A 22,275-nucleotide genomic window follows, 5' to 3' on the forward strand; every position below is an offset into this window, starting at 1 on the left:
CTGCATGCGGGCGGTTCGACAGGCGGCGGATGATGGCTCTGTGTCCCCTTCTGAGGGGTACGCTGCCGCCGTCAAAGGCTTTCGCCGTGGCGCGGGCAGGGATACGACACTGTGATCCGGTCTTGGTCCGACCGGCGGGGACACTTGGCAAGATAAGCCTGTCTTGTTGTTGCCGTGCCCCCAGCCTGCCCGTGCCGCAGCGAGGTTGTCAATGGCCCGCGCGGGGGACGCCCGTCAATAAGGTGTGTGCCGCGTCAATTAGGACGAAAGACGGGTCAATTAGGGGATGGCAGGCCGGTGACACCTGGCCGCGCCGGCCGCGCCTGGCGCTTGAATTCAAGCCCGATATGGACAAGCAGCGCTGCCACCACAACGGCGCCGCCAATGATGGTGCGCACCGAGGGCACCTCGCCATGGACGAGCCAGACCCAGATCGGGCCGAGGATCGGCTCGAACGTGCCGAGCAGAGCAGCGATGGCCGCCGGGACCAGCCGGGCGCCGGTGGCGAAAAAGGCAAGGCCAAGGCCGAGATTGATGACGCCGAAGGCAAACAGGAAAGCCATGTCGTGGCTGGAGACGGCGAATTGCGAGGCTTGCGAGCCGGCGAACGCCGCTGCCAGCATGGTGCCAAGGCAGGTCGCCGGCGTCATCCGCACATGGGCGAAACGCCGGGTGATGACGGTGGCGATCGAAAACATGACGGCGATCAGCAGCGACAGGCCATCGCCGATCGGCGATACCGCGCCGTCCAGCGATTCCGACACCATGATGGCGACGCCGGCGATGACGGCGGCGATTGCCACCCAGGTTGCTATGGCGACGCGTTCACGAAACAGCACCCAGGCAAGCAGAGCCGCCAGCAGCGGCACGCCGGCCTGCATCAGCAGGATGTTGGCGACAGTGGTGTAGGCCAGTGCGACGACGAAGCATGTCGAGGCGGTGGCAAAGCAGATGGCGACGGCAAGGCCGGGCAGGCCCATGTCGCGAAACAATTTGAGCATACCGCGCCAGCCGTCGCGCCAGGCCATGAAGCAAATCAGGAACGCAGCCGCCCACAGCGAGCGCCAGAACACCACCGTCCAGCTGTCAGCGGTGTCGATGAAGCGGGCAATGGTGCCGCCAAAGCTCCACATCAGCGCCGACAGGAAAACCAGCAGGAAGCCGACGCGCTCGTCGCGCGGCGAAACGGTCGGCGAAATGGCTGTCGGAGACGATGCGGTATCGGTCATGGGATGCGACTGTCGGCTATCTCGGGACGGCATGATGCACAATGGACGACAGAAACGTGCCGCATTCGCCTAGCGCAAAGTGGACGACCGGGCGTGGTCCAGCATGGTGTTCCGCTTAGGGCACCTAGAGCCTGTTCCATCCCGATGGGACCGGGATGGGATCATGCTCTAGCCGCCGGCAATGACGAAGTCGCCCTGGGAAAGAAGCCAGGCGACGTCGCGGCCATCGACCTCGAGATGTTCTCCAGCCTTGGGGAAGACGTAGGTAAAACCCGATGCCGGCGCGGCGACAACGATCGACGTGTCGCCGCGATACTCGATCGCGACAGCGCCGGTCAGCGCCGGCGGCTGCGGCGGTCCTGATATCTGGGTTCGACGCGGCGGCGACTGCCACATCTGGCGATTTTGACCACAGCATCCCATCATCATCTCCTGTTGTTATGTTGTCTTCGACCCAGTCGCTTGCTCAAGCAAGCAGGCAGCACCCGAAGCGGCGAGCCAGACCAGCACGAACTCAATCCAGCCGTGGCTGACGAGCGGCGCGAACAACGCCGATGGCCACAGGCTCAGGCAATAGAAACAGTCCATAAGATGCCCCAGCACGCCGACCCTGGCCCTGACCTTGACGACGATGTCAAAGGGTCCGTCCTCGGCGGCAACGAAATGCGCGATCCGCCAGGTGGCAAGGCTGATGAGGATGAAAATAAGTTCGCTCGACATCTGATCCCCACGAGAAATTCCCGCGCGGCGGGAAGACCCCGCCGCGCGAGAGACGATTTCATCCGTTGATGACGGCGATATCCACGTCGGGATCCACCCGGATATCGATCGGATCATAGTTCCAGTCGGACAGATGCCCATTGTCTGCGCCGGCAGGGTTCATTGCACGGGCGAACGCGCTGCAGCCGAGGCCATAGGAGCCCTCCAACGCACTCGAGTCGAGGCGATAAGTGCCGGACAGGAGGCAAGAGTTGTCGCTGGTCGTTTCATGCCAATGAGACGTATCGGCCAGCGACGTCTGCAACGAGAAGGACCCGCTGCCGCAGCCATGCGAGGTCAGGACAGCATTGCGCAAATGATGCGCAGTGACAGACACGACGATGCGCACGTCGATGTCTTGCGGCACGACGCCGCGCCGGATGGTCGGGCATGGCACCAGCAGGTTGCGCCCGGGCAGACCGAATGCGCTGTCGGGTTCCGAAGCGAATTTCCAGGCCAACATGTCGAAATGCACCGTTGGGGCGGTGTTGTCCGTCTGTATGGCGACGACACCGGAATACATCAGGTGATTTTTCGCTGGCCCTCCGACCTCGATCTTGAGGAGTGTCCTCTGCAGTGTCGGCGTCGGCCATTCAAGCACGAGATTGTCCGGATGGAACGCCGTCGGATTGGGCAGCACCGGATACCAGCCGTTGGCGTCCGGAGTAACAAGGTGCGGCGATCCCGAAGGTATCGGATAGATGTTCCAGGACAGCCCGGTGATGGCGTTGAAGGTCACGCCATTGTCGGTGCTGGCGAGCACCCGGTAGAACTGCGCTTTCGGTACATTGACGCAGCCATAGAGCTGCAACGTGCCGTGGAACGGTGTCCGCGCCAGTGGACGAGGCCCTATTGGCGGTTTTGGACGGTTCGGACGCACGGCATAGCCGGTGACGGCGTTGAAGTAGGACGCATTGTTGAGCGGCATCAGACCGGCGAACAGAATTTCCGGCACGTCCTTGCAGGGCACGACGGGTGTTTCGCAGACACGCGATACACGCGCCCGGCTGGAAGCGACAAGCGTGACCGGAGGAATGACACCGGCATTCCAGCGGACGTCGAAATAGCCTTCGGAATAGATGACTTCCTCGATGCCGTCGCCATTGGTGTCCTGGGTGACCCGGAAGGTGATATCCGGCACATCCACGATGCGCTGCCACTCCGGCAGGAAAATATCGAAGCAGCGCAGGAACGGACCGATGTAGCGGTTGAGGTCGAACCCGTCGATTTCCGCATGATGCACGCCCAATTGCTTGGCGACCGCGGCGCGGATGGCCTCGCTGGGGTCGGACGGCTTTTTGCCGACGATGTCGTCATCGCCGCTCAGCATCTTCTGGAATTCCATCGGAAGAGGCGCCTGCATTTCCGTCGGGAAAGCGCGCGCTCCCTCAAGCTCGGTCGCCAATGTCTCCCGCCCGCTCTGCGAGCTCGCTTCCAGACTGAGGCTTGCGGCATTCGACATGGCGCCAAGCGCTGTCTCGATATGGCGCTTCAACCCCGGCAACTTCTCCACCGGGCCTGGACGCGGTGGCACCGGCAGATCCAGTTCCGGTATGGCCACCAGATCCTTGATCGAAGGCCTGACGAAAATATACGGGAAGCAGATCCGCCGACGGCGCCAGCGAAGAATCCAGTCGATATCGAAGCGCGGGACATAGACGCAGAAGCGTCCGCATTTGTCGGTCTTGACGGTGGCAATGACCTCGCGCCGACAGTGGAAAGGATAGAACCATCCCCAGCGCCAGTTGGCCGGGAAATAGCTGACCAGGTTGCAGTCGGTGTCCTGCACTTCGACGGTGGCGAACGGAACGGGGTATTCGACGCCGGTGACCGGATCTTTCTTGACGACGCGCCCGCAGATGCGCCGGAAGAAGAACAGTTCGGGATCGATACGCCATTTCAACCGCTCGGCAAGGTCGGCAACGCTGTGGCCGATGAGTTCCTTGGCATCAACCTCGGCCAGCGCGGCAAGCCGCTCGGCCTGGATTTTGGTGATGATGCGTTTGTCAGGGGTGAGTTCGGCCTTGTGTGCGGCCGGCTTTTCAGGCGACTTCATGGCTGCAATCTCCTCTGGTTTCAGCTGCGGGGTTAAAAAATCCGCAGACCAGTATCGAGTAACAGCATTGGCCAATTAGTTATGTTAGAGGCGTCACATATACCAAATACAACTTTCAATTGAACTTTCAACTTGTGGATTATTATTAACCGATTACTTTATATATTCTTGTAGTGTATATGTATATCTCGAAATTTATCTGTGACCCATTTCATAGACATTCTGCTTTGGTTTCGACAGCCGGCGGCAACCCTTTCAGGCATCAGGGGCATGCAGATATTTTGCGCAAGCGCCTGCAGTCCGGCCGATAGCTGGCAGGCCCGCCGCCAGCGGCGGCACTCAGGTCTGTATTGGGATGTCGTCAGCCTATGATGTGGTCTTGTTACCACGGATGAAGCGCCAGAGACCGGCCAGCGGAACCAAGAGGAGAATGCCGAACTTCTTCAGCGCTATCAGCGCGACCGCAATGAGCCCTGCCTTGGCCGCCAGCTTTCCGGCGATGAGGCCGCCAATGCCGACCGCGGCCACGGTGTCGGTGCCGGGCAGGAAGTCGGTGTATTTGCTGCCGGTGTTGAAGTCGGCAACGCCGAGCACTTCGTCCAGGCTCTGCTTGATCTCCGGCAATTGCTCCACCGTGGCGATGTAGCTCATCACGAAGACGCCTTCCCGGCCGAGGAAACGGACATCGTAGTTGAGCGTATGGACGGCGTCGTCACCGAACTGCAACTCCTTTGCCCAGTGCAGCCGCTTGTGGACGAAATCATAGACAGGGGGCGAAGCCCAGCCGATCAGCTTGATCGGCTGATAGCCGTCCTTCACGCGTTGATCGTTGGCCGACAAAGTGTCCGCCTGCATGCTGCTTAGCAATTCGGCGTAATCGATGGAGGCGGCGTCGCCGTCATCGACATGGCCGATCTTTTCATAGCGCAGCTCGATTCCCCAATTGTTGTCACCGATCGGGCTATTTTTTACCGGGAAGATCATACCGAGCGCCTCTAAGGCGTTATCCGGCGGATTGCCCCAGGCTTCGGTCAGGACCGAACCGGTGTCCTTCTTGTCCAGAAAATAGAATTTGTCCTTGAGATCGAGATGGATGCCTTCGGGCAGGTCGACCGCGCCGGTCTTCGGCTCGATCTTGTCCAGGAACGCTTTGCCTTTGTCATTATACTGTTCGTAATCCTTGAAGAATTCCGAGGATTTTTCCGCCAGTGCAGGCACTGCCGAAAAGGCAAGCGCCACGCCAAGCCACAAGGCTTTCCTGTCCATAAGCCATCCCCCCTTGGCAGCCATGCATCTGGTCCTTCGATAGCGCAGCGCCGATGCTTTATCAATATTTCGAGCGTTCTGGTTCGGAGAGGGGATATATTTCCCGCCGCTAAAGTGCGGATGGCAAGATCCAACAAGCATCACTGGAAATCGAAGGCGCTTAAGCCCGTCACCATCTCGTCGAGGCCGAGCGGGCGGGTCACCGGCGGCTCGGCGCGGGCGAGACAGCCGATGCGTTCGCACAACCGGCAAGCCGGACCAATCGCCGTGGCGGCGCCCTGTCCGGTCTTTGCCGACGCCGGCAGCCCCGCCCCATAGACGACCTCGTCGCGAAAGCCGATGTCGCAGCCCAACAACAGCGCGGTGCGGCGCGGACGCTCGGAGAACGAACCTTGCGGCCCCTCGAGCGTCCGGGCGATACAGAGGAACTCGGCGCCGTCAGGCATTTCGACCGCCTCGACCAGGATCTGGCCGGGCAGCGCGAAGGCCGCATGCACCGGCAGTTTCGGACAGCCGCCGCCAAAGCGGCTCTGCGGAAAGCCCTGTCCGCCCGCCTTGCGGAAGCGGTTGCCGGCATTGTCGACCTCGAGCATGAAGAACGGCACGCCGGAGGCACCCGGACGCTGCAGCATGGTCAGCCGGTTTGCCGCTTGCTCGAACGAAACGCCGAAGCGTGAGCGCAGCACATCAATGTCGTAGCGGGCGCGGACAGCGGCGGCATGAAAGGCCTGGTAGGGCATCATCAAGGCATGGGCGGCGTAGCGGCCGAGTTCGAAGCGAGCGAGCCGGCGGGCTTCATCGGTGCCGAGCTTCAGCGCCTGGATCTCGCCGGCGACCGCGACCGTCATGCGGATCAGGCAGGCCTCCATGGCGACTTCGCGCAACTGGTCGAAAGGCGACAGCCGTTCGGACAGGAACAGGCGCTGCGAATGACGGTCGTAGCGGCGGCGCCAGTTCGGCATGGTGGCGACCGGCAACACCTTGACGACGATGCCGTACTCGCGCTTCAGCCAGGCTTTTAACGCGCCGAACAGATCGTCGCCCGGGTCGAGCACGGAGGTGAAAGCCTCGGCTTCTTCTTCCAGTGCGGCAAAATGGTTGGGCCGGCGCTCGAAAATCTCGTGCACTTCGTCGATCGGCAACCGTGCGCCGGAAAGCGCGGTGGCCCGGCCCTCGCGCGCCAGAAGTTCGTTGAGATCGGACAGCCGCTCGGCCTGCTCGCGATAGGCACGAAACAGTTTGATCATCGCCGCCGACGCGTTGGGCGCGGCTTCCGCGAGTTCGATCAGCTCCTGGTCGCCTGGCAATTCACCGGCAAGCAGCGGGTCGCCGAACACTTCCTTCAAAGCCGAGATCGACCCCCGCGCCTCGCCCTGCAGTTCATGCGGATCGACCTTGTAGACCGAGGCCAGCTTCAGGATCAGCTGCACCGTCAGCGGTCGCTGGTTGCGCTCGATCAGGTTGAGATAGGAGGGCGAGATGCCGAGGCCCTCGGCCATCGCCGTCTGGGTAAGGCCCTTGGCGATGCGGATGCGGCGGATGCGCGGCCCGGCGAAAATCTTCTGATCGGCCATCGGCTGTCCTTGACAGGAATTTACACGGTTGGCGCGTGACGGAGGCGCATTAGCCTTTTACAATCGTGACAAGTTTACAGCGCCATTCTGTCAAACACAACACAGGTTTTCTCTTATTTTTGGCCGGATACGGCGGTTTTCCTCGCCTTCTTCGCGGTGCAATGTAAACGATGTCACACACCAACGACGCAAAATCCCCGACGTGCGACGTTGCAAGATACTGACATCGATTGATCTGGAGTGAGCAATGACCGATTTTTACAACCTCGTCCCCTCAGCGCCCGAAGGCCGCTTCGACGGAATTGAACGGCCCTACTCGCCGGACGATGTGAAGCGGCTGCGCGGCTCGGTCCAGATCCGTCAGAGCCTTGCCGAAATGGGCGCCAACCGGCTGTGGAAACTCATTCACGAGGAAGACTTCGTCAATGCGCTCGGCGCCATGTCGGGCAACCAGGCCATGCAGCAGGTGCGCGCGGGCCTGAAGGCAATCTACCTCTCAGGCTGGCAAGTTGCCGCCGACGCCAACACCGCGTCATCAATGTATCCGGACCAGTCGCTTTACCCCGCCAATGCGGCGCCGGAACTGGTCAAGCGCATCAACCGCACGCTGCAGCGCGCCGACCAGATCGAGACCTCGGAAGGCAACGGCCTGTCGGTCGACACCTGGTTCGCGCCTATCGTCGCCGATGCCGAAGCCGGGTTCGGCGGCCCGCTCAACGCCTTCGAGATCATGAAGGCGTTCATCGAGGCGGGCGCCGCCGGCGTCCACTATGAGGATCAGCTGGCCTCGGAAAAGAAGTGCGGCCATCTCGGTGGCAAGGTGCTGATCCCGACCGCGGCGCATATCCGCAACCTCAATGCGGCACGCCTTGCGGCCGACGTGATGGGCACGCCGACGCTGGTCGTGGCGCGCACCGACGCGGAAGCGGCAAAGCTGTTGACCTCGGACATTGACGAGCGCGACCAGCCGTTCGTCGACTACGATGCCGGCCGCACGGTCGAAGGCTTCTACCAGGTCAGGAACGGCATCGAACCATGCATCGCGCGCGCCATTGCCTATGCGCCGCATGCCGACCTGATCTGGTGCGAAACCTCGAAGCCCGATCTGGCGCAGGCCAAGAAGTTCGCCGAGGGCGTGCGCAAGCATCACCCTGGCAAGCTGCTCGCCTATAATTGCTCGCCATCGTTCAACTGGAAGAAGAATCTTGACGACGCGACGATCGCCAAGTTCCAGCGCGAGCTAGGCGCCATGGGCTACAAGTTCCAGTTCATCACGCTGGCTGGTTTCCACCAGCTCAATTTCGGCATGTTCGAGCTGGCCCGCGGCTACAAAGCGCGGCAGATGGCGGCCTATTCCGAGCTGCAGGAAGCCGAATTCGCGGCCGAAGTCCATGGCTACACCGCGACCAAGCACCAGCGCGAGGTCGGCACCGGCTATTTCGATGCGGTGTCGATGGCGATCAGCGGCGGCCAGTCATCGACCACCGCCATGCATGAATCGACCGAGCATGCCCAGTTCAAGCCGGCAGCGGAATAACAGAAAACAACCAGAGGAAACGCCCAACAGGGCAAGGGACACAGGAGAAGAAAAATGGCATCGATAAGCCGCGTCAAGGAACGTGCAGAAGAGCAGTCCACCACCATGAGCGTCGACCAGCAGGCGACCATCCGCATGCTGGCCAACGACCTGCACAGGCTCAATCAATCGGTGATGAAGGCAGTCGAGGCGGGCGTTTCGGTGGAACTGGTGCGCTCGGCCCGGCACCATGGCGGCGACGGCAATTGGGGTGACCTGCTGATCCCGGTGATCGTCACGCAGCAGAATCACGGATGATCTTCCCTTACGGAAGATTTGTGCTTACGGAATCTTCTGACGCGGTCATGCAGTGGCTGATTTCAACGTCACCCGCGCGTTTTCAGCGCGGGTGACTTTCGCTTTTGAGCACAAACTTAACTACAGTTTGAAAACAGACCTTGGCTTCGCGGTTTAATATTTCTGGCTATATTTCCCGGCTCCGCCATTTCAGCTTGACATGGCGCGCGATCTCGCGCCAATTGGCTCTCGTATTTCAACCCTGCATTGAAGCAGCGCCGAGTGCCCGCATCGCCCATGTGCCCTGTGAATCGCGAGACCGACACCGCCAAACATCTGAAGTCGACAAGCAGGGATGCGAACTCCGAGATATCAACGGATTTCTCCCAGGTGCTGGTGGTCGGAAAATCGCCGATCAACCGGGTGGTGGTGTCGAAGATCGTCGAGAAGTCGGGGCTGAAGCCGATCTCCGAGTCACCCGAGATGGCGACCAAGGCATTGCGAACCCTTATTCCGGGCGCGGTCGTTCTCGACGGCGGCGCCGACAACAAGGACTGCGACGCGTTGATGTCGGCCATCGGCGCATTGCGGCGCGCGTCCGGGCGGTCGCTTCCCTCGGTGATCCTGCTGTCAACCAAGACCGGCACGCCGGAAAGCCTCGGCCTGTCCAGCGTCATCGATGTGGTGGTGACCAAGCCGATCACCACCGAAAGGCTGCAACCGGTGATCGACCGGCTGATCGGCCTCGGTCGCTGCTGACCGCAGTCCGCGCCTCACGGTCTGAAACGAGGTAAGGCGGTCAACCTTTCCTGTCGATGCTTTCGATCAAAGCCGGCAGTTCGCCCAGATCAACAATCTGGCGAAAGCGCTGTGCCGAGACCGGCGGCTCGACGTGTTCCAGCACCCAGGTCAGTTCGTGCGGGATGTAGACGCCCCAGCTGCCGGCCTCGATGGCCGGCACCACGTCCGATTTGAGCGAATTGCCGACCATCATGCTGTCCTGTGGGCTGCCGTGGCGGCCAAAGATCCTGGCATAGGTGGCGGCGCTCTTGTCGCTGACAATCTCGACGGCATCGAACAGGTCGCCGAGGCCGGAGGCTTCCAGCTTGCGTTCCTGGTCGAAGAGATCGCCCTTGGTGATCAGCACCAGATGATAGGCGCCGGCGAGCTTTTCCACGGTCTCGCGCGCATGCGGCAGCGCCTCGACCGGATGTCCCAGCATGTCGCGCCCGGCCGCAAGGATTTCGGCGATGGTCGAGGCCGGCACACGTCCCTCGGTTACATCGATCGCCGTTTCGATCATCGACAAGGTAAATCCCTTGATGCCGAAGCCGTAGACGGCAAGGTTGCGCTTTTCGGCTTCGAGCAGGCGCGCCGAAATCTGTTCCGCGTCGCCATGGTCGGCCAAGAGTGCGGCAAAGCGCTTTTCGGTCATGCGGAAGAACTGTTCGTTCTGCCACAGCGTGTCGTCGGCATCGAAGCCGATTGTGGTCAATTTGCCTGGCATGTGGTGTCTTCTGCTGCTCGATCTGCGGGAGGCCGACCCTAATCTGCACGGAGCGATTTTCAACCAGGAAGGCGAACTCAGGTGGGCTCCCCTTCCCTTCCATCACCCGCCCCGGCTATACTGCGAAATCCGCAACCCAAACTGGTGAATGATGCCGCCTGCAAAAAAGGAAGTCCGTCCGTCGAGCCGCGGAGGACGCGCCCGCACGCCTGCCTTCGTGAAAAATCAACGCGGCGTCAAGAACTGGAAGGAAGTCAGCGCCTGGCTGGAATGGCGCGGCATCGAAGACATAGAATGCATCACGCCCGACCAGGCGGGCGTCGCGCGCGGCAAGATGATGCCGTCGAAGAAATTCACTTCCAACACCTCGCTCGCACTGCCTTCGGCGGTGTTCATGACGACAATTTCGGGCGGCTATCCAGAGGATGGCAACGGTTTCCACTATCCGGAAGACGATGGCGACCTTAAGCTGATGCCGGATCTGTCGACCCTGACCGTGGTTCCTTGGGAAGAAGACCCGACGGCCGCCGTCATCTGCGATCTCGTCCACCAGGACGGCCGCTCGGTGGAGTTCACGCCGCGCAACGTGCTGAAACGCGTGCTGGCCGCCTATGACAAGCGTGGGCTGAAGCCTGTGGTTGCGCCCGAGATCGAATTCTACCTGGTGCGCAAGAACCCCGATCCGGACTATCCGCTGACGCCCCCGGTCGGGCGTTCGGGGCGGGCCATCGGCGGCGGCGCCGGCTATTCGATCGCCGGCGTCAACGAGTTCGACGAACTGATCGACGACATCTACCATTTCTCGGAAAGCCAGGGCCTGGAGATCGACACGCTGATCCATGAGGAGGGCGCCGGCCAGCTCGAGATCAATCTGCGCCACGGCGATCCGATCGAGCTTGCCGACCAGGTGTTCATGTTCAAGCGCACCATCCGCGAGGCAGCGCTGAAGCACGAGATCTACGCCACGTTCATGGCCAAGCCCATCCAGGGTCAGCCGGGCTCCGCCATGCACATCCACCAGTCGATCATCGACAAGAAGACCGGCCAGAATATTTTTTCGGCCGAGGATGGCTCGGAAACCGACGCCTTCTTCCACTTCATCGGCGGCATGCAGAAGCATGTGCCGAACGCGCTGGTGATGTTCGCGCCCTACGTCAATTCCTACCGCCGGCTGACGCAGTCGGCCTCGGCGCCGGTCAACAACAAATGGGGCTATGACAACCGCACCACGGCGTTCCGCGTGCCGCGCTCGGACCCGGCGGCGCGGCGTGTCGAAAACCGCATCCCGTCTTCCGACGCCAACCCCTATCTGGCGCTGGCGGCGTCGCTTGCCTGCGGGTTGATCGGCATGACCAACAAGGTCAAGGCCGAGCCACCGGTGCTGACCACCGCCAACGCAGACGAGATCGACCTGCCACGCGGCTTGCTTGAGGCTGTCGACCTGTTCGAAGGCGACGAGGAACTCTGCGCGCTCCTGGGTAAGTCCTTCGCCGCCACCTATGCAGCGATCAAGCGGGCGGAGTTCGAAACCTTCATGGAAGTGATCAGCCCGTGGGAGCGGGAGTATCTGCTGCTGAACGTGTGAGCGGCGACGCGCGAATGGTGAACCGTGAATGGTGAGTAGTTTCATATTGGATGGATGAGCGCAGACGACTCGACTCGCAGCCATTCACTATTCACCATTCATTGGATTCGTGGCGTTCCCATGCCCTATCAATCTCCGATTTCTCCCGGCCGCTCCTGGTATGAGGATACAGCTGGGTCACGGCCCGAATATCCGGCCCTGGACGGCGACCGTACCTGCGATGTCGTCATCGTCGGGGGCGGCTTTACCGGTCTGTCGGCCGCGGCCCACCTGGCCAAGGCGGGCACCAATGTCGTTTTGATCGAAGCGTATCGCTTCGGCGACGGCGCCTCCGGGCGCAATGGCGGCCAGCTCGGCACCGGCCAGCGCGCCTGGGCCGAGGAGATGGAGGCCGAATACGGCTTCTCCCGCGCCAAGGCGCTGTTCGATCTTGCCGAGGAAGCCAAGGCGCACCTGCTCGAATTCGCCGCCGTCAACCAGATCGACATCGACTACATGCCCGGTCAATTGTCGGTGGCGCACAAGCAGCGCTATGTCGACGACTACAAGGCGCATGCCGAGATCATGGCGAGCCGCTTCAACTATCCGCACATCGCCTTCATGGATGCCAGGGAAACGGCCGAGCGGCTGGGCTCCACACGCTACTTCGGCGGTACCCGCGACACCGGCACCGGGCACATCCACCCGATGAAGCTGGTGATCGGCACGGCAAAGGTGGCGGCAGCGGCGGGTGCCCATCTGTTCGAACAGACGCCGTCGACCGGAATCACGTCCAGCGGTGGCACGGTGAAGGTTACGACGCCGAGAGGCACCATCACGGCGCAGAAATGCCTGATCGGCGTCAACGCCTATGGCGGCACGCTCGAGCCGGTGAGTGCCGCGCACATCATGCCGATCGGCTCCTTCATCGGCGCGACGGTGCCGTTGGGCGTCGATTCGAAGGTGCTGCCGGGCGGCGAGGCGGTCGACGATTCGCGTTTCGTCGTGCGCTATTTCCGCAAATCCAGGGATGGAAGGCTGCTGTTCGGCGGTCGCGAGGTCTATGGCGTCAACGATCCGAAGGACATCCACATCCATATCCGCCGGCAGATCGCGGAACTCTATCCGGACCTCCGGGATGTCGAGATCACCCATGGCTGGGGTGGCTATGTCGGCATCACCGTGCCCAGAAAACCGTTCGTGCGCGAGGTAATGCCCAATGTGATCTCGGCCGGCGGCTATTCCGGCCACGGCGTCATGCTGTCGAACTTCTTCGGCAAACTCTATGCCGAAACCGTCGCCGGCAACCGCGATCGGCTCAAGCTGATCGAGGATTTGAACATCCCGGCCTTCCCCGGCGGCCGACGCTTTCGCACGCCGCTGCTGTTCCTGGCGCTCAACTGGTTTGCGCTGCGGGATCGAATCTAGAGCAACAAGCGATTCCGTCTGTAATATTCGTTGCTTGAGCGACACATTGCAGAATCCTTAACAAGGGTGCAGAATCCACGGTTGGGGCGCACTGATGCCACAATCGCGGGTAAAAGGTGCCGGTTCTGGGTGATTGAACGGGGACTTTTGCGGGCCTGCCCGCTTGTTTTTGGGACCGATGCCGATCGAATGCCGGCCTTCCGGCGCTGATCGAAAGAACATCGGCCGCATGTTGGAGGTGGCAAACGTGAACGAGCCCTTCAGTTTCGGTGCGCCGGAACGACGGCGCTTTGCCATGCAGTTCGGTTATGACATGCGGCCCTCCTTCTGGCAGGGGGTGCGCACGAATTCGCATCTGGTGATCGCCGCGGTCGGCACCGCTGCGCTGCTTGGCGTGGCGGGTATCGCGCTTTGGCTGGCGTTGCCGGCCAACGACCGGCAGGCGAGCGCCAGCACACAGCAGAACGTTCCGACCATTCCGGTCAAGACGACCAAGATCGCCCCGGTCACGCCCGCAACGACAGTTGCCGTGGCAGCGGCGTCGCCAGCCGCGCGCAAGGGCGACGCGGTTTCAACGACGGTGGCGGCCGGGGCGGCCGCGATACCGGCGCTGGCGGCCAACGATCCGCGCTGGACAGCACCGCAATCGAACACCGACCCCGCAGCCACGCCGTCCGATCAGGCCACGACCGAGCAGGCAGCAGCCAAACCGTCAGATGCTGCGGCTTATGAGGAACCGTCGGCGCAGAGCGATGCCACCACGCAACTGTCCAAGGTTGCCGCACCAGACCCCGCTGCGAAGGACGGTCACACCGACGGCGCCGAAACCGCCGCCATCCCGACGCCAAAGCCGCAACTGCCGGACGCGCAATCTTCCGCCGCAACGGACGAGGCCAAGACCAAGCCACAGACGGTGGCCGCTGCCGCCGGCACCGGACGTATTCTCAGGACGGTGACAATGCGCACCGGACCGAAGAAGAATGCCGCCGCCATGGGTACCGTGCCCGCCAAGGCGTCAGTGCAGGTGATGAGCTGCAAGAAATGGTGCCAGATCGTCTACAACGGCAAGCGCGGCTGGATTTACAAGAGCTACATCAAGACCGGAGCTTGAGATAACGACGTCGTCGAGGCTGCCAGTTTCTGGTCAGCCGCCGAGCAGCCACCTGAAACGGTGTCTTCTGCGAGCAAGTCTGCGCTTCGCTACGAAGTCCCGGTGTTCCTCGAACGGCACCTCATAGAGGCCGCACGTTTGGCAGCTTGATGGCTTGCCGCATACCGGGACCCAACATTTCACATCGTGCGTCCAGGCGAGCGCGATCCTTTCCAGATGAAGGTTGGACGAACTTTTCAGCAGAATCAGTTCTCCTGGGACTGCCGTCTGTTTGATATGATCCGAAACCTCCTTGGCGCTGCGAAGCTCAACGAAACGGCCGCCGTCGCGGTCGGCCTGGCTGGCGCGCGAGCGATGCGCATTGTCGCCCGTGTAGATGACCTGATCGGCGATTTCGCGCGCGATCTTGTAGGCAGTGCCGTACTTTCTCGACGAGCCGGCGTAGTCGGATATCTGCCCAAGCACAACGCGCTTCCGAGTGGCCTTGGCCTTTGCAATCATCTCGAGGGCGATGTTGAGCGAGTGCCAGGGCGCTTTGGCCGTATCGACCAGGAATTGCGGACCTGCTTGTACCGATTGCACCATGGAGCGGTTGGGTAACGGTTCAAACGATGCCGTTCGCGCCGCAACTGTCTCCGGCGGGACGCCAAGTTCCAAGGCGGTGGCCGCAGCAGCTGCAGTCGGCAGCCAGAATTGCTCGCCGGGAAAAGGCGCCTGAATAGTCAGGCTGCCACCGCGCCAATGAAGGGTGAACCGCAGCAATTCCGGGTACGCGGCATAGACGTCACTCACGCGGTAGTCTGACTTCTCGCATTGGCCAAAGGTCACAATCCGGCATTTCGCGCCAGACGCCATACCGAGCACCAGTGGGTCATCGCAATTGAGAACCGCAAGTCCATCGGGTTGGCTTGCCTCGACCAGCGCCCGCTTCTCTGCCGCCACAGCGTCCAGAGTCCTGAATTTGCCGAAGTGCTCCAGCCTGACCATCGTAACCACCGCCACGCTTGGCTTCAGCATTTGCGCCATGGCACCGATCGAGCCGAAGTCGGAAGCGCCGGCTTCGAAAACGACGTAATCGACTTTGCCAGCCTTCCTCAGGCGCTTGTAAAGCGTTCGAATGAGCGCAGGCATCGTGTTGGCCTGGGCCTGGAGATGCACCTTGCCTTGGGCGCCCAGTAAATGTGCAAGCAGGCTGGTGGATGTGGATTTGCCGGAGCTGCCGGTAATGCCGATGAATGTCGCCTTGCTACGCGCTCGCACCCAGCGCGCCTGCAGCCGTCGCAGCGCCCACCCGAGGTCCTTGCGAATTTTTCGGAATTCCAGTTTCACAACCCACCGGTTTTTAGCACAGCCTTATATGCGTCGTGCCAATTTGCCGAGTCAAACGGGGTGCTGGCGGGCCTGGGCCAAAACTTTAGCGACCGAGAAGCCGCAGCAGTCTGAGCTTGCGGCGCTTCGATTTTCTCTGCGCCACAAATTCGCGGTGCTGCTCAAACGGCACTTCATAGAGGCCGCATTGCTCACATCCTTCGGTTTTGCCGCATACCGGAACCCAGCACTGGACGTTGTGGGTCCAGGCCAGCGCGACACGTTCGAGGTGAAGGCTGGATGAGCTCTTGATCAGGATCAGTTCGTCCGGCTGCGCGGTTTGGGCGACGTAGTCCGACACTTCCTTTGCCGTGCGCAGTTCGACGAAACGCCCGCTATCGCGGTCGGACTGGTTCGCCTTGGAGCGATGAGCGCGATCGCCGGCATAGATCACCTGGTCTGCGATCTCGCACGCGCTCCTGTAGGCGTCGGCATATTTTCTGTTCGAGCCGGCAAAATCGGATAGCTGGCCAAGAACGATGCGTTTTCGTGCGAACGTCGATCTGGCTACCATGTCGAAGGCAAGGGGCAGCGAATGCCATGGCGCCTTTGCGGCATCCACGATGAAGTGGGGGCCGTCGGCGGGGGCGAGCACCTGACCGCGGTTCGCCAAGGGCTGAAACGTCGCAGTCCTGTCTTTTACGGTTTGCGGAGGCACTCCCAGCTCCAGAGCGGTTGCCGCGGCCGCGACCGTCGGCAGCCAGAAATGCGCGCCGGGAAACGGCGTCTCGATGTCAAGCACACCGCCGCGCCAATGGAGGGAGAATCGCAACGGCTTGGGATAGGCGGCCTCGATATCGCTGACGCGATAATCCGCCTGCTCCGATGTGCCGAATGTGACGGCGCGGCAATCGCTCACCGAGGCCATGCCCAGCACATGCGCGTCATCGGCATTGAGCATCGCGAAGCCGCCCGGCTCCAGCGCAGCGACCAGTGCGCTCTTTTCATGCGCAACGTTTTCCAGGGTCTTGAAACTGGCGCGATGCTCCAGCCGAACCATCGTGACAACAGCCACGTCAGGGCGAAGCAACTCGGCCATCGGCCTGATTGTGTCCGGACCGGACGCGCCAGCCTCGAAGACGACGTAGTCGGCTTTGCCGCCCTTTCCCATTCGCCTGGATAGCGTCGAGACCAACAGCTTCATCGTGTTGGCCAAAACCTGTGTATGGACCGAACCGTGGCCTGCCAGGATATGTCCAAGCAGGCTCCCCGCCGTCGTCTTGCCGGAACTTCCGGTAATGCCGATGAACGTCGCCTTGCTTCTCGCCCGCGCACGTCTGGCCAGGTAGAGCCGCAGCCGCCAGCCCAGATCGTTGCGTGACTTCGGCTGCTTGATCTTCATTCCCGTCGACACCAATCGCCGATCCGTTATGCCTTTCGGTGGATCGTGAAGTCAAACTGGGGTCCGGCGCGACGACGTCAACTGTTCGTTCCTTGGCCGGCCGGCGAACCGATACGAACTCTTCCCAACGTTGCTCTGTCCGCCGCGCATGCGAACAGAGAGGTACTTGCCGAATTGCTCAGATGCAGCGTCCGCCGTCGACCTCCAGCGCCACGCCGGTGATGAAGGCGGCTTCGTCGGAAGCGAGCCAGAGCGCGGCGTTGGCGATATCGAGCGGCGTCGACAGCCTGCCGAGCGGGATCGAGGCACGGAACTTCTCGCGGATTTCGGGCGTATCGGCGCCCATGAATTTCTCCAGCATGGCGGTTTCGCCGGCGACCGGGCACATGCAGTTGACGCGGATGTTCTTCGGCGCGAGTTCGACCGCCATCGACTTGGTGGCGGTGATCGCCCAGCCCTTCGACGCATTGTACCAGGTGAGGCCCGGCCGCGGCCGCAGACCCGCGGTCGAAGCCGTGGTCAGGATGACGCCGCCGCCCTGCCGCTCCATGATCGGCACCACGGCAAGTGCGGCATGGTAGATCGCCTTCATGTTGACGGATGTGATCAGATCGAAGGTCGCCTCGTCGACGTCGAGCATGTCGCCATTGCGATGGGTATAGCCGGCATTGTTGACCATGATGTCGATGCGGCCGAAGGCGCTTTTGGCGGCGTAGACCATCTCGTCGAATTCGGAGCGCTGCGAAACGTCGGTTTGCGTCCAGATCGCGGCCTCGCCGATCTCGGCGGCGACACGCTCCGCGCCCTTGGCGTTGAGGTCGGCGACGACGACCTTGGCACCCTCTTCGGCAAAGCGCCTGGCCATGCCTTCGCCGAAGCCCGCCGCAGCACCGGTGATGACGGCGACCTTGTTTTCCAGACGCATGCTCATTCCAAGATCACTCCGCAACCGCATTTTGCCCTTAGCTTTCGTCACATTCCCGCTCTATGTTGCAGGCGCGAAAGCTCCCCGGGACCCTCTGATAGTGACAAGCCTCCGGGTGGCAGCCAGTGTCAAGGCACATTTGGACCGGATCAATATGGAGTGATTGGTCCTTGATGTGACACCATGGCACTGGATAATTTAAATCGATTAGATTATATCAGCCGCGTCACAGCGAGCGGCGTCAAAGCGGACAGACCATGACCAGCCAGATCATCCCCGTCGATCCTTTCGACTTCATCATCTTCGGCGGCACCGGCGACCTGTCGGAACGCAAGCTCCTGCCGTCGCTCTACCATCGCCAGCGCGACCATCAGTTTTCCGAGCCTACCCGCATCATCGGCACGTCGCGCTCGAAGATGACCGACGCCGAATTCCAGGCTTTCGCCAGCCAGGCGATTTCCGATCATGTCAAGCCGGCCGATATCGACGCCAAGGAGCTGAAGACCTTCCTTGCCCGGTTGTCCTACATCCCGGCCGACGCTACGACCGGCGCCGGGTTCGACAAGCTGAAAAAGGCGATCGGCGACAGCGACCGCATCCGCGCCTTCTACCTGGCGGTGGCGCCGGCGCTGTTCGGCGATATTTCGCACCAGCTCAAGCAGCACAAGCTGATCACGCCGAATTCGCGCATCGTGCTGGAAAAGCCGATCGGCCGCGACCTTGCCTCGGCGCGCGCGCTTAACGATGCCGTCGGTGACGATTTCGACGAAAGCCAGATCTTCCGCATCGACCACTATCTCGGCAAGGAGACGGTGCAGAACCTGATGGCGCTGCGCTTTGCCAACGCGCTCTACCAGCCGCTGTGGAATTCGGCGCATATCGACCATGTGCAGATCACGGTTGCCGAAACCGTCGGTCTCGAAGACCGCGTCACCTATTACGACAAGGCTGGCGCGCTGCGCGACATGGTGCAGAACCACATGCTGCAGCTTCTGTGCCTGGTCGCCATGGAAACGCCGTCGTCGATGGACGCGGATGCCGTGCGCGACGAGAAGCTCAAGGTGCTGCGCGCGCTGAAGCGCATCAACGGCAACGAGGCGCCCAAGCACACGGTGCGTGGTCAGTACCGTGCCGGCGCGTCGGCCGGGGGCGCGGTGAAGGGTTATGTCGAGGAGCTTGGCAAGGACAGCAATACCGAGACCTTCGTCGCCATCAAGGCGGAGATCGGCAACTGGCGCTGGGCCGGCGTGCCGTTCTATCTCAGGACCGGCAAAAGGCTGGCAAGCCGGGTTTCGGAAATCGTCATCGAGTTCAAGCCGATCCCCTTCTCGATCTTCGATGAGAGCGCGGGACCGATCTTCGCCAACCAGCTGGTCATCCGGCTGCAGCCCGACGAAGGCGTAAAGCAATTCATCATGATCAAGGATCCGGGTCCGGGCGGCATGCGGCTGCGCCAGATCCCACTCGACATGAGCTTCGCAACGTCGTTCGACGGTCGCGCGCCCGATGCCTACGAACGGCTGATCATGGATGTCGTGCGCGGCAACCAGACGCTGTTCATGCGCCGCGACGAAGTCGAGGCGGCATGGAAGTGGATCGATCCGATCCAGAACGCCTGGGAAAGCGCCAGGCAGGAGGCGCAAGGCTATACGGCCGGCACGTGGGGCCCTTCGGCCTCGATAGCGCTGATCGAACGCGACGGGCGGACATGGCACGAGAGCAATTGAGCGAGCCCTCCTATAACTGGAACGGCTTTGCCGGGCGCCAGGACCTGGCGGCAGCCCTTGCCGGCAATGTCGCGGCGCGGCTGACCAAGGCCATCGACGAGCGCGGCGGCGGCCTGCTTGCCGTCTCCGGCGGCACCACGCCAGCGAAGTTCTTTGCAGCGCTTTCGACCATTCCGATCGCCTGGAACAAGGTGACGGTGACGCTGGTCGACGAACGGTTCGTGCCGGCCTCCTCGCCACGCTCGAATGCCGGGCTGGTTGCCGCCAACTTGCTGCAGAACGCGGCGGCCGCCGCGCATTTCGTACCGATGTATCACGAGGCCGCAAGCATCGAGACTGCCGCAGCGTCCGACGACACGGCACTCAAGGCATTGCCTTGGCCGCTCGACGTCGTCGTCCTCGGCATGGGCGGCGACGGCCACACCGCGTCGTTCTTTCCCGATGCCGACAATCTCCCCGCCTTGCTCGATCCCGCCTCGCAGAGGATCGTGCTGCCGGTGCATGCACCGAGCGGCGGCGAGCCACGGCTGACCCTATCGATGGCGCGCATCATCGCCGCCGGCTTCATCGCACTGCATATCGAAGGCGAGGACAAGCTTACCGCCTTCGAGAATGCGATGGGACCGGGAAAGCACAAGCCTATCCGCGCCGTGATCGACGCCTCGCCAAAGCCCGTAGAGGTGTTCTGGGCGCCCTGATTTCAACTGCCACAGTCCCGGCAGACGGTGGAGGACGTTCTTCCGGGGCTCGAAAGGACCGACCATGACAGCCAGACGCGACATCGAAGCCATCACGGAACGCATCCGCCAGCGCTCGAAAGCCGGGCGCGAGCGCTATCTCGGCCGCATCGCCGAGGCCTCCAACCGCACCGCCAACCGTTCGGTGCTGTCCTGCGGCAACCTCGCGCATGGCTTTGCCGTCTGCAGCCCGTCGGAAAAGCTGGCTCTCGGCGCCGACAAGGTGCCGAACCTCGGCATCATTACCTCCTACAACGACATGCTGTCGGCGCATCAGCCGTTCGAGACGTTTCCGGCACTGATCAAGGATGCCGCGCGCGAAGTTGGCGGCATCGCGCAAGTTGCAGGCGGCGTGCCGGCCATGTGTGACGGCGTCACCCAGGGACAGCCCGGCATGGAGCTGTCGCTGTTTTCACGCGACATCATTGCCATGGCGGCCGCGGTCGGCCTGTCGCACAACATGTTCGACGCCGCCGTCTATCTCGGCGTCTGCGACAAGATCGTGCCGGGGCTGGTGATCGCGGCCCTCACCTTCGGCCATCTGCCTGCGGTGTTCATCCCGGCCGGGCCGATGACGACGGGCCTGCCCAATGACGAGAAGGCGAAGGTTCGCCAGCTCTACGCCGAGGGCAAGGCCGGTCGGGCCGAACTGCTCGAGGCCGAGTCCAAATCCTATCACGGGCCGGGCACCTGCACTTTCTATGGCACCGCCAATTCCAACCAGATGCTGATGGAGATCATGGGCCTGCACACGCCGGGCGCCTCCTTCGTCAATCCGGGCACGCCGCTGCGCGACGCGCTGACGCGTGAGGCAACGAAGCGGGCGCTGGCGATCACCGCGCTGGGCAACGCCTACACACCAGTCGGGCGCATGATCGACGAACGCTCTTTCGTCAACGGCGTGGTCGGCCTGCACGCCACAGGCGGCTCGACCAACCACACCATCCACCTGATCGCCATGGCGGCGGCGGCCGGCATCACGCTGACCTGGCAGGACATTTCCGACCTGTCGGAAGCCGTGCCGCTTCTCGCCCGCGTCTATCCGAACGGGCTTGCCGACGTGAACCATTTCCACGCCGCCGGCGGGCTTGGCTTCCTGATCCGCGAACTGCTCGACGAAGGCATCCTGCATGAGGATGTGCAGACGGTGTGGGGAGAGGGTCTGCGGCCCTATGCGGTCGAGGCCAGGCTCGGCGAAGACGGCAGCGTGGTGCGCGAGGCCTCGCCGCTTGAGAGCGGTGACGAGAAGGTGCTGGCGCCTTTCAAGAAGGCCTTCCAGCCGACCGGCGGCCTGAAAGTGCTCGCCGGTAATCTCGGCCACGCCGTCATCAAGACGTCGGCTGTGAAGCCGGAACGCCGCGTCATCGAGGCGCCGGCAAAAGTGTTCGACAGCCAGCAAGGCCTCAACGAAGCCTTCAAGGCCGGCACGCTCACCGGCGACTTCATCGCCGTCATCCGCTTCCAGGGGCCGAAGGCCAACGGCATGCCGGAATTGCACAAGCTGACCACCGTGCTCGGCATCCTGCAGGATCGCGGCCAGCGCGTCGCGCTGGTCACCGACGGGCGCATGTCGGGCGCGTCCGGCAAGGTGCCTGCGGCGATCCATGTGACGCCGGAAGCGGTCGAGGAAGGGCCGATCGCCCGCATCCATGACGGCGACATCATCCGCCTCGACGCCGACGCCGGCACGCTGGAAGTGCTGGTGCCGGGGCCTGAGCTTGCGCTGCGCCGCACGGCGGACATCGATCTCATCGGCAACGAGTTCGGCTTCGGCCGTGAGCTGTTCGCCGGCTTCCGCCAGCTGGTCGGCCGCGCCGACCATGGCGCCAGCGCCTTCGGCACGGCCTGAACCATCATTCCACACGACAT

19 protein-coding genes are annotated in these 22,275 nt (G+C 62.3%); 9 read left to right on the forward strand and 10 right to left on the reverse strand.

Annotated elements, in window-relative coordinates; genetic code table 11:
- Positions 1-275 precede the first annotated feature (275 nt).
- The 6 genes from AC1DYC_RS17780 to AC1DYC_RS17805 all read right to left on the reverse strand — a co-directional run bounded on the left by AC1DYC_RS17780 (position 276) and on the right by AC1DYC_RS17805 (position 6,884).
- Positions 276-1,229, reverse strand: coding sequence for a DMT family transporter (locus AC1DYC_RS17780; RefSeq protein ID WP_477408576.1), 954 nt, complete (start codon positions 1,227-1,229; stop codon positions 276-278).
- A gap of 168 nt (positions 1,230-1,397) precedes the next feature.
- The gene (locus AC1DYC_RS17785) at positions 1,398-1,625 is read right to left on the reverse strand and encodes a hypothetical protein (RefSeq protein ID WP_477408578.1); all 228 of its coding nucleotides are present in this window, start codon (positions 1,623-1,625) and stop codon (positions 1,398-1,400) included.
- A gap of 42 nt (positions 1,626-1,667) precedes the next feature.
- Positions 1,668-1,949: a DUF1360 domain-containing protein gene (locus tag AC1DYC_RS17790; protein WP_477408580.1), complete on the reverse strand. Its 282-nt coding sequence runs from the start codon at positions 1,947-1,949 to the stop codon at positions 1,668-1,670.
- 58 nt (positions 1,950-2,007) lie between these two features.
- Positions 2,008-4,044, reverse strand: a complete 2,037-nt coding sequence (locus AC1DYC_RS17795; RefSeq protein WP_477408582.1) for a hypothetical protein — start codon at positions 4,042-4,044, stop codon at positions 2,008-2,010.
- 366 nt (positions 4,045-4,410) lie between these two features.
- A complete protein-coding gene (locus tag AC1DYC_RS17800) occupies positions 4,411-5,310 on the reverse strand; it encodes a DUF2167 domain-containing protein (RefSeq protein ID WP_477408584.1) in 900 nt (299 codons plus the stop codon).
- A 140-nt stretch (positions 5,311-5,450) separates the two neighbouring features.
- Entirely contained in the window at positions 5,451-6,884 is a 1,434-nt protein-coding gene (locus tag AC1DYC_RS17805; RefSeq protein ID WP_477408586.1) for a helix-turn-helix domain-containing protein, read from the reverse strand.
- Between the two features lie 247 nt (positions 6,885-7,131).
- Between AC1DYC_RS17805 and aceA the strand changes: the two genes are divergently transcribed.
- From aceA to AC1DYC_RS17820, 3 genes are all read left to right on the forward strand, one after another.
- Positions 7,132-8,421: an isocitrate lyase gene (aceA, locus tag AC1DYC_RS17810; protein WP_477408588.1), complete on the forward strand. Its 1,290-nt coding sequence runs from the start codon at positions 7,132-7,134 to the stop codon at positions 8,419-8,421.
- Between the two features lie 54 nt (positions 8,422-8,475).
- Entirely contained in the window at positions 8,476-8,718 is a 243-nt protein-coding gene (locus AC1DYC_RS17815) for an SMc00767 family acetate metabolism repressor (protein WP_352558581.1), read from the forward strand.
- A 276-nt stretch (positions 8,719-8,994) separates the two neighbouring features.
- Positions 8,995-9,456, forward strand: a complete 462-nt coding sequence (locus tag AC1DYC_RS17820) for a response regulator (protein ID WP_477408590.1) — start codon at positions 8,995-8,997, stop codon at positions 9,454-9,456.
- Between the two features lie 40 nt (positions 9,457-9,496).
- On the opposite strand, the gene AC1DYC_RS17825 is transcribed toward AC1DYC_RS17820, so the two are convergent.
- A complete protein-coding gene (locus AC1DYC_RS17825) occupies positions 9,497-10,204 on the reverse strand; it encodes an HAD family hydrolase (protein ID WP_477408592.1) in 708 nt (235 codons plus the stop codon).
- Positions 10,205-10,352: 148 nt separating this feature from the next.
- Between AC1DYC_RS17825 and AC1DYC_RS17830 the strand changes: the two genes are divergently transcribed.
- From AC1DYC_RS17830 to AC1DYC_RS17840, 3 genes are all read left to right on the forward strand, one after another.
- Positions 10,353-11,789, forward strand: coding sequence for a glutamine synthetase family protein (locus tag AC1DYC_RS17830; protein ID WP_477408594.1), 1,437 nt, complete (start codon positions 10,353-10,355; stop codon positions 11,787-11,789).
- A gap of 120 nt (positions 11,790-11,909) precedes the next feature.
- On the forward strand, positions 11,910-13,196 hold the full coding sequence (locus tag AC1DYC_RS17835; protein WP_477408596.1) for an NAD(P)/FAD-dependent oxidoreductase: 1,287 nt from the start codon (positions 11,910-11,912) through the stop codon (positions 13,194-13,196).
- 247 nt (positions 13,197-13,443) lie between these two features.
- Positions 13,444-14,307, forward strand: coding sequence for an SH3 domain-containing protein (locus tag AC1DYC_RS17840; RefSeq protein ID WP_477408598.1), 864 nt, complete (start codon positions 13,444-13,446; stop codon positions 14,305-14,307).
- Between the two features lie 33 nt (positions 14,308-14,340).
- On the opposite strand, the gene AC1DYC_RS17845 is transcribed toward AC1DYC_RS17840, so the two are convergent.
- The 3 genes from AC1DYC_RS17845 to AC1DYC_RS17855 form a co-directional block, all read right to left on the reverse strand.
- Positions 14,341-15,636 (reverse strand): Mur ligase family protein, encoded by a 1,296-nt coding sequence (locus AC1DYC_RS17845; protein ID WP_477408600.1) that lies wholly within the window; start codon positions 15,634-15,636, stop codon positions 14,341-14,343.
- 85 nt (positions 15,637-15,721) lie between these two features.
- A complete protein-coding gene (locus AC1DYC_RS17850) occupies positions 15,722-17,017 on the reverse strand; it encodes a Mur ligase family protein (RefSeq protein WP_477408602.1) in 1,296 nt (431 codons plus the stop codon).
- A gap of 178 nt (positions 17,018-17,195) precedes the next feature.
- On the reverse strand, positions 17,196-17,942 hold the full coding sequence (locus AC1DYC_RS17855) for an SDR family oxidoreductase (RefSeq protein WP_477408998.1): 747 nt from the start codon (positions 17,940-17,942) through the stop codon (positions 17,196-17,198).
- A 257-nt stretch (positions 17,943-18,199) separates the two neighbouring features.
- Between AC1DYC_RS17855 and zwf the strand changes: the two genes are divergently transcribed.
- From zwf to edd, 3 genes are all read left to right on the forward strand, one after another.
- Positions 18,200-19,669: a glucose-6-phosphate dehydrogenase gene (gene zwf / locus AC1DYC_RS17860; RefSeq protein ID WP_477408604.1), complete on the forward strand. Its 1,470-nt coding sequence runs from the start codon at positions 18,200-18,202 to the stop codon at positions 19,667-19,669.
- A complete protein-coding gene (gene pgl / locus AC1DYC_RS17865) occupies positions 19,651-20,367 on the forward strand; it encodes a 6-phosphogluconolactonase (RefSeq protein ID WP_477306652.1) in 717 nt (238 codons plus the stop codon). The genes zwf and pgl overlap by 19 nt, the downstream gene beginning before the upstream one ends.
- Before the next feature lie 64 nt (positions 20,368-20,431).
- Positions 20,432-22,255, forward strand: coding sequence for a phosphogluconate dehydratase (edd, locus tag AC1DYC_RS17870; protein ID WP_477408606.1), 1,824 nt, complete (start codon positions 20,432-20,434; stop codon positions 22,253-22,255).
- Positions 22,256-22,275 lie beyond the last annotated feature (20 nt).

Source organism: Mesorhizobium sp. P2_E7 (assembly GCF_056403855.1).